Source organism: Acidovorax sp. LjRoot204 (genome assembly GCF_056175785.1).
Window position 1 is genome coordinate 18914 of sequence record NZ_JBGFFF010000062.1, and the last position, 8215, is coordinate 27128.

At 65.1% G+C, this 8215-nt stretch carries 4 protein-coding genes; 2 read left to right on the forward strand and 2 right to left on the reverse strand.

The window, feature by feature from the left end; translation table 11 throughout:
- Positions 1 to 10: 10 nt before the first annotated feature.
- Positions 11 to 2458, reverse strand: coding sequence for a nitrite reductase large subunit NirB (nirB, locus tag AC04MI_RS12785; protein ID WP_476497918.1), 2448 nt, complete (start codon positions 2456 to 2458; stop codon positions 11 to 13).
- Between the two features lie 332 nt (positions 2459 to 2790).
- Here nirB and AC04MI_RS12790 point away from each other — a divergent pair, with 332 nt between their 5' ends.
- Positions 2791 to 4572, forward strand: coding sequence for a bifunctional protein-serine/threonine kinase/phosphatase (locus AC04MI_RS12790; protein ID WP_436077850.1), 1782 nt, complete (start codon positions 2791 to 2793; stop codon positions 4570 to 4572).
- A gap of 260 nt (positions 4573 to 4832) precedes the next feature.
- Here the strand turns inward: AC04MI_RS12790 and AC04MI_RS12795 are convergent, their stop codons facing one another.
- Complete coding sequence (locus AC04MI_RS12795; RefSeq protein WP_476497919.1) at positions 4833 to 6047, reverse strand: MFS transporter; 1215 nt, start codon at positions 6045 to 6047, stop codon at positions 4833 to 4835.
- A 488-nt stretch (positions 6048 to 6535) separates the two neighbouring features.
- Here AC04MI_RS12795 and AC04MI_RS12800 point away from each other — a divergent pair, with 488 nt between their 5' ends.
- Positions 6536 to 8185, forward strand: coding sequence for a methyl-accepting chemotaxis protein (locus tag AC04MI_RS12800; RefSeq protein ID WP_476497920.1), 1650 nt, complete (start codon positions 6536 to 6538; stop codon positions 8183 to 8185).
- Positions 8186 to 8215: the final 30 nt, after the last annotated feature.

Here is an 8215-nt window from a genome sequence, read left to right on the forward strand (position 1 = left end):
TCCGGGTGCTTCAGGCAGCGGTCAGCGGGGCAAACTGGCGCGTGTCCACGGCTGCCTTGTCAAACTCGAACCASGGRTCGGGCTCSCCRTCCAGCGCGAACTGCAGCYGCTCCCACAGCGCCTTGCGGCCTTCGTGGTCTTCCAGAATGCGCTTTTTCACATAGTCCAGGCCCACGCGGCTCACGTAGTGCACGGTGCGCTCCAGGTACCAGCCTTCCTGGCGGTACAGCTCGCAGAACGCGCCGGTGTACTCCAGCACTTCCTCGGCGGTTTTCAGCTTGGTGAAGAAGTGCGCTACCTCGGTCTTGATGCCGCCGTTGCCGGCCACGTACATCTCCCAGCCGCTGTCCACGCCGATGATGCCTACGTCCTTGATGCCGGCTTCTGCGCAGTTGCGCGGGCAGCCACTCACCGCAAACTTCACCTTGTGCGGGGCGTACATGCGCCACATGGCGCGCTCCAGGTCCTTGCCCATCTGCGTGCTGTCCTGCGTGCCCATGCGGCACCACTCGCTGCCCACGCAGGTCTTCACGGTGCGCAGCGCTTTGGCATAGGCGTGGCCGCTGGGCATGCCGATGTCCTTCCACACGTTGACCAGGTCTTCCTTCTTCACGCCCAGCAAATCGATGCGCTGGCCCCCCGTGACCTTGATGGTGGGGATGTTGTATTTGTCGGCCGCATCCGCAATGCGGCGCAGCTCGTCGGCCGTGGTTTCGCCGCCCCACATACGGGGGATGACGCTGTAGGTGCCGTCTTTCTGGATGTTGGCGTGGCTGCGCTCGTTGATGGCGCGGCTTTGCGGGTCGTCCTTCGCGTCCTTGGGCCAGGTGCTGATGAGGTAGTAGTTGACGGCGGGGCGGCAGGATGCGCAGCCGTTGGGCGTCTTCCACTCCATGAACTTGAACACATCGCCAATGCTCAGCAGCTTGTTGGCACGGATCGCGTCGCGCACCGCCTGGTGGCCGTGGTCGGTGCAGCCGCACATGGCCTTGGTCTTTGGCGTGGCGCTGTAGTCGCCACCGGCAGTGAACATGATGATTTGCTCGACCAGGCCCGTGCACGATCCGCACGATGCGCTGGCCTTGGTGTGCTTGCGCACTTCGTCGAGCGTGAACAGGCCCTTGTCCTTGATGGCCTTGCAGATGGCGCCTTTGGTCACGCCGTTGCAGCCGCAGACCTCGTCGCTGTCCTGCATGGCGGCGGCCTTGCTCTGGCCCTGGTGGCCGGTGTCGCCCAGGTGCGATTCGCCAAACATCAGCTTGTCGCGAATGTCGGTCACGCTGCGGCCATCGCGCAGCAGCTTGAAGTACCAGCTGCCGTCCACCGTATCGCCATAGAGGCAGGCGCCCACCAGCTTGTCGTCCTTGATGACCAGCTTCTTGTACACGCCGCCAAAGGGGTCGCTCATCACGATCTCTTCGGTGTTGTCGCCACCCTGGAAGTCGCCCGCGCTGAACAGGTCGATGCCCGTGACCTTGAGCTTGGTGGAGGTGAGCGAGCCCTGGTAGCGGCCGATGCCGAACTCTGCCAGGTGGTTGGCCAGCACTTTGCCCTGCTCGAACAGTGGGGCCACCAGGCCATAGGCAATGCCCCGGTGTGCCGCGCATTCGCCCACGGCATAGATACGGGCGTCGGTGGTGGTCTGCAGCGTGTCGCTCACGACAATGCCGCGGTTCACGTGCAGGCGCATCTTTTCGGCGAGCTGCGTGTTGGGGCGGATGCCCACGGCCATCACCACCAGGTCGGCTGGCACCTCGGTGCCGTCCTTGAACTTGACGCTGGCCACCCGGCCTTCGGCATTGCCCACCAGCTCCTGGGTCTGCGCACCCATCAAAAAGCGCATGCCACGGTCTTCCAGTGACTTCTGCAGCATCTTGCCCGCCACGTCATCGAGCTGGCGCTCCATCAGCGAGGGCATSACGTGCACCACGSTSACGKYCATGCCGCGCWKCATSAGGCCRTTGGCSGCTTCCAGGCCSAGCAGGCCGCCGCCGATGACCACCGCGTGCTTGTACGTGGCGGCTGCGTCGATCATGGCCTGTGTGTCGGCGATGTCGCGGTAGGCSAKSACGCCTTTCAGGTCCTTGCCGGGCACSGGSAGSATGAAGGGGTTGGAGCCSGTGSMCATGAKGAGGCGGTCGTACTCGGCGGTGATCACATCGCCGTCCTTGCTGCTTGCGCTCACCACGCGGCGCACGCGGTCCACATCGGTCACGGTGAAACCGGTGTGCAGCGTGATGTGGTTGTCGGCGTACCACTGCCAGTCGTTGAGGATGATCTCGTCGATGGTCTGCTCGCCAGCCAGCACCGGCGACAGCAGAATGCGGTTGTAGTTGGGGTGCGGCTCGGCCCCGAAGACCGTGATGTCATACAGATCGGGGGCAATCTTGAGCAGCTCTTCCAGCGTGCGCACACCGGCCATGCCGTTCCCCACCATCACCAGTTTGAGCTTTTTCATCGTGACTCCGTCGGTTCCATCGCCTGGGCGATGCAAAAAACAAAAAAGGCGTCCACACGATGCAGCTCCGACATTCCATCGAAACCGCATGTGGGGACGCCTTCGTCCATACAACCCCTTGGTGCGCCGTTGCACCGCTGAATTGCGTGGCCCAGCTGGGCCGTTGCTTCGGGTAAGCAATGCCCGTGCCAGAGTTTGTGCACTGATGTGGGGTGATCCGGTGTTGTCCGCCCTGCAGAGGGCGGAGTTTTGGGTGTTGACGGGTGGCTCGGCTGCGCGGCGCGGTGCGTGCATGCACCACCTTGGGCATGGAACCTGCATGGAGGTGGTGCATGAGTTTTGAACTGGACATCGGCCACACCTCGCAGGCCGGGCGCAACGAAGTCAATGAAGACTTTGCGGCCCTGGTGCAGGGGCAGGGGCGCGACCGCGAACGCGGCGCCATCGCTGCCATTGCCGATGGTGTAAGCACCGGAGGCAAGGGCCGCGAAGCCGCACAGACCACGGTGAACACCCTGGTGAACGACTACTTCGCCACGCCCGACACCTGGGACACCACCGTGGCGCTGGACCGCATCCTGAGCGCGCACAACGGCTGGCTGGCGTCGATGAACCGGCGCCGCCAGCCCGCCGTGGGCCTGACCACGCTCACCGCCGTGGTGCTGCGCGGCCAGTCGTACACGCTGGCCCATGTGGGCGATACGCGCGCCTATCTGCTGCGGGGCGGCCGGCTGCAACTGCTGACGACCGACCATGTGATGGCGCAGCGTGACCTGGCGCACCAGCTCACCCGCGCCATGGGCCTGGACGACCATGTGGTGGTGGATTACAGCCAGGGCGAACTGCACAGCGGCGACTTGCTGGTGCTGCTGTCCGATGGCGTGCACGGCAGCCTGCCCGAGCGTGAACTGCGCCAGTTGCTGCTGCAGCCGCAGGATGCCAACACCGCCAGTGCCGCCAGCGCCCAGGCGCTGAGCGAGGAGATCACGCGCGCAGCCTTGCGCCGGGGCAGCACCGACAACGTGACCGCGCTGGTGGTGCGGGTGCAGGGGGCGCTGGAAGCCACCTTGCAGGATGAGTCCCGCCGGGCGCAGCACTTGCCAGTGTTGCCGTTGCTCAAGGTGGGCGAGCCGGTGGATGGCCTGGTGGTGACCGCGCTGGTGGCCGACAGCGGGGTGCACCGCATCTACCAGGTGCGCGACCCGGCCACACAGCGGCTGTATGCGCTCAAGACGCTGGTGCCCGCCCGCGCGCACGATGCGCAGGAGCGCGCCACTTTGGCGCATGAGGCCTGGGTGGCCCGGCGCATGCAGTCCGGCCATGCGGCGGTGCACCTTGCGCGCCTGAACACCTGGCCGCCAGAGCAGGGCGGTGCAAGCCCCGGCGCCAGTGCGTTTTATCTGCTCTATGACTGGCATGCGGGCCAGACCCTGGGCCAGCGCCTGCGCGGCCGCCAGCACCTGGGCGTGCCGCAGGCCGTGTCGGTGGTGATGCAGGCGGCGCAGGTGCTGGGCTGGCTGCATCGGCAAGGGGTGGTGCACCGCGACATCAAACCCGACAACCTGCACCTGGGCGATGACGGTGTGCTGCGGGTGCTGGACCTGGGCGTGGCCCTGTCGGGCCGCGAGCCCGAGGCCACGCGCCGCCTGCACGCAGGCACCCCCAGCTACATGAACCCCGAGCAGTGGCCGGGCTATGAAAAGAACGGGGACCCTGCCGGCCAGTTGCCCGATGCGGGCAGCGACCTGTTCGCCCTGGGCGTCACGCTGTACCAGCTGCTGAGCCATGGGCGCCTGCCCTATGGCGAGGTGGTGCAGTACCAGCTGGGCCGCTACCACCGCGACCCGCTGGCCCCCAGCCGCCACAACCCCAGCGTGCCCATCTGGCTCGACCAGATCGCGTTGAAGGCCGTGGCCCGCCAGCGCACACAACGCTTTGAAACCGCCGAGGAACTGCTGCTGGCCCTGGAGCGGGGTGCTTCGCGCCCCTTGTCCGCCCCTGGCCCGCAGCCGCTGATGCAGCGCGATGCCACGGCGCTGTGGAAGATCGCGCTGGCGGTGAGTGTGCTGGTGAACCTGTTGCTGGTGTATTGGCTGCTGTTTTTGCCGCGATGAGATCGATGGATTTGCTATTGAAAATATAGCTATCGACGCATATGAGAAATGCGCTTGGTGGGGATTGGGCTTGAAATGTGGGGTGGTCGGCGCGTTGACTGACTACGGACGTTCACGCGCCCCGGGCGCGGCCACCCTTCTGGCGAAAGTGTGGCAAGCGCTGTCGCGCTTACTTGCTCAACGCCGGTCATGCGCTACGCGCACGGCCACCCTTCTGGCGAAAGCGCGGGCAATGCTGCGCATTGGCTGGCTACGCCAGCTCAGGCACTGCGTGCCCGACCGCCCTTTTCCGCCCACGTACGGGTCCAGCGGATCTGCATGACCCGCAACAGCACCAGCATGGCAGCGGCGCACACCGCAATGCCCACAAAGCCCCACAGGTAGGTGCCGGTGTACTGGCGCGAAAAGCCCATGCCGTTGGGGATGAGGCCGCCRCCCAGCGCGCCGATCTCGCCRATCATCGAGCCGGCSACSGCSGTGGWCRKSGGCCAGCGCAGCGGCACCAGCTGGAACAGCGCGCCGTTGCCCGCGCCCAGTGCCGCAAAACACACCAGGAACAGCAGCATCGTCACCGGCAGCGAGTTCTCGGCCAGGCCGCACAGCACCATGCTCACGGCGGTGATGGCCAGCACACCCGTGAGCGTGTTGACGCCGCCCCAATGGTCGGACAGCCAGCCGCCCATCACCCGCAGTGCCGCACCCAGAAAGGCGGCCAGCATGGTCAGTTGCCCTGCCTGCACCTTGCTCACGCCRAACTGGTCGTAGWAGTAGSWGGGCAGGAAGGYSGTSAGMCCGATGAAGCCGCCRAAGGTCACGSCGTAGATCAGGCTGAACRCCCAGCCATCTTTTTCAAAGAGACAGGCAATGTGTTCGCGAAACGTGGCGTGGGGCGCGAGGTCTGGCGGTTCCTTCGCATACACCGCCATCACCACGGCGGGCACGGCCACGCTCACGGCGGCAAAGCCATACACCGCCTGCCAGCCAAACTTCTGCGCCAGGGCAGGCGCCAGCAGCGCTGCCACGGCAGTGCCCACATTGCCTGCGCCCACGATGCCCATGGCCAGGCCCTTGTAGCGCGGTGGAAACGAGCCCGAGCCCAGCGACAGCGCCACGCCAAAGCTCGCCCCCGCCACGCCCAGCAGGATGCCGAGCGCCAGCAGGTCGTTGAAGGTGTGCACGAACAAGTAGCCATAGCCCATGGCCAAAAAGATGCCGGCCATCTCGACCAGCGTGGCGCGCTTGCGGCCGATGTACTGCGCCAGGATGCCCAGCGGAAACCGCATCAGCGCTCCCGCAAAAATGGGGATGGACAGCATCATGCCCATCTGGGTGGGTGAGAGCTGGAAGCTCTCGCGGATGAACGGCGCCATCGCACCGTTGATGACCCACACCGCGCAGGAAAAGCCGAAGTACAGAAACGACGCCCACAGCGTGGGCGCGTGGCCGGATTTGAGGAACTCTCTGAAGTAATGCATGGGTGTGAGTGCAAAGGGCTGAGGGGGTGACCCCTTCGCCCGGCCAGAAAACAAAAAGGCGTCCACACGGAGCGCGCAGGCTGACCAGCCCCAACGCACTCCATGAAGACGCCAACGTCCTGTTCGCCCAATCCGCCATTGCACCGGGCTGACACGCGGCCAGCGTTGGCCGCGCCTTACGGCAAGCAATGGCTATGCCAGTGCCGATATGGGGGAGGAATTTTGATGAAATTGCCAGGAGGCGCTTGTAAATTAGGTGCTTTAAGCTATCAAAAATGAAGCACATTTTCTGCCAAATGCTCACTTTGGTGCATTGCAGCGGAGTGCGACGCACAGTGTTGGTGTTGCGCACTGAGTTGGTGAGTTCGCGATGGAGATGCCATTTTTCTGTTTCAAATCCATGGCCTTCGTCATAGGATGTGTTCGGCTTTTCCACTGCCGTGTTGCCCGGTCAGGGAGCGACAAGGCGTCTACGAAATGGGGTTCCCATGCGCGTCAATCTGCCGGTCAGCCAGCACGAATATGCGTTTCCCAAGGGCCAGACTCTGGTGTCCACCACGGACCTCAAGGGCCGCATCCTGTACTGCAACCCGATGTTCATCGAGGTCAGCGGCTACGAAAAGGAAGAGTTGCTGGGCCAGCCCCACAACATCGTGCGACACCCCGACATGCCCGAGGAGGCCTACCGCGACATGTGGGAGACCATCGCCAAAGGCATCCCCTGGTCGGCCCCGGTCAAGAACCGGCGCAAGGACGGCACGTTTTACTGGGTGATGGCCAACGTCACTCCGCTCATGCAGGGCGACCAGCCCACGGGTTACATGTCGGTGCGCACCGAAGCCACGCGCGAACAGATCCAGGCGGCCGAGTCGCTGTACAGGCAGATGCAGGCCGAAAAGCAGGCGGGCACGCTGGTGCACCGGCTCTCGGCCGGGCAACTGGTCAAAGACACCCTGTGGGGCCGTGTGGCCCGGGCTTTGGCGCTGGGGCCCATGGGCAAGATGATGGTGTGTACCTTGCTGCTGGTGGTGGCCTCGTGGTGCGCCGCCTTGCTGGGCGGGCACAAGCTGTCGCTGGCATCAGGGGCCGCGTGGCTGGGGGTGGTGGTGCTGGCGCTGGGCATGGCGGTCTACCTGTACCAGGTCACGGTGGCGCCGTTGTCGCAGATGCTGCTGTGGGCCAACCGCATGGCCGCGGGCGACCTTACCCAGAAGATATCGGCGTCGCGCAGCGACACGGTGGGCCAGCTGCAAAAGGCGCTGGCGCAGCTCAACGTGAACCTGCTATCCATCGTGCGGGACGCCCGGCAGGAGAGCGAGCACATGCAGGTCTCCACCCGGGAGATTGCCCAGGGCAACCAGGACCTGTCGTCGCGCACCGAGGCGCAGGCCAGCAACCTGCAGCAGACAGCCGCGTCGATGGAAGAAATCACCGGCACCGTCAAGCAAACCGCCGAATCCGCGCGCCAGGCCACGGTGCTGGCGACCCAGGCCACCCAGGTCACCGAGCGCAGCAGTGCCGCTGTGGACGGTGTGGCCAGCACTATGAAGCAGATCCAGGCGGCATCCGGCCGCATCAGCGAGATCACCCAGCTGATCGACTCCATTGCCTTCCAGACCAACATCCTGGCCCTCAACGCCGCAGTGGAGGCTGCGCGCGCCGGGGACCWGGGGCGGGGCTTTGCGGTGGTGGCCTCCGAGGTGCGCAGCCTGTCGCACCGCACGCTCTCGGCCGCCAAGGAGATCCGCCAGCTCATCGACGACTCGGCCACCAAGGTGACCGAGGGCCATGAAAAAACCGACGCTACGCAGAAAACCATGACCGAGTCGCTGGAGCTGGTGCRCCGGGTCAACACACTGATTGGCGAGATTCACAGTGCTTCCAACGARCAGCTCAGCGGCATCTCGCAGGTCAACTCTGCCGTGGCGCAGCTCGATACCATCACGCAGCAGAACGCCGCGCTGGTGGAAGAGAACGCCGCATCGGCCATGCAGCTCAATGGCCAGGCGCAGACCATGACCGAGACGGTGCAGGTGTTCCGCATCGACGCGTCGGCACCCACCCAGTCGCGCGATGCGGTGGCGTTGCGCAAGGAGATGAAGGCGTCGTCCAGCAGCAGGGCGCTGGCGGCGGCCTGAGCCCACACAGCCGCATGCGCTACAGCGCGC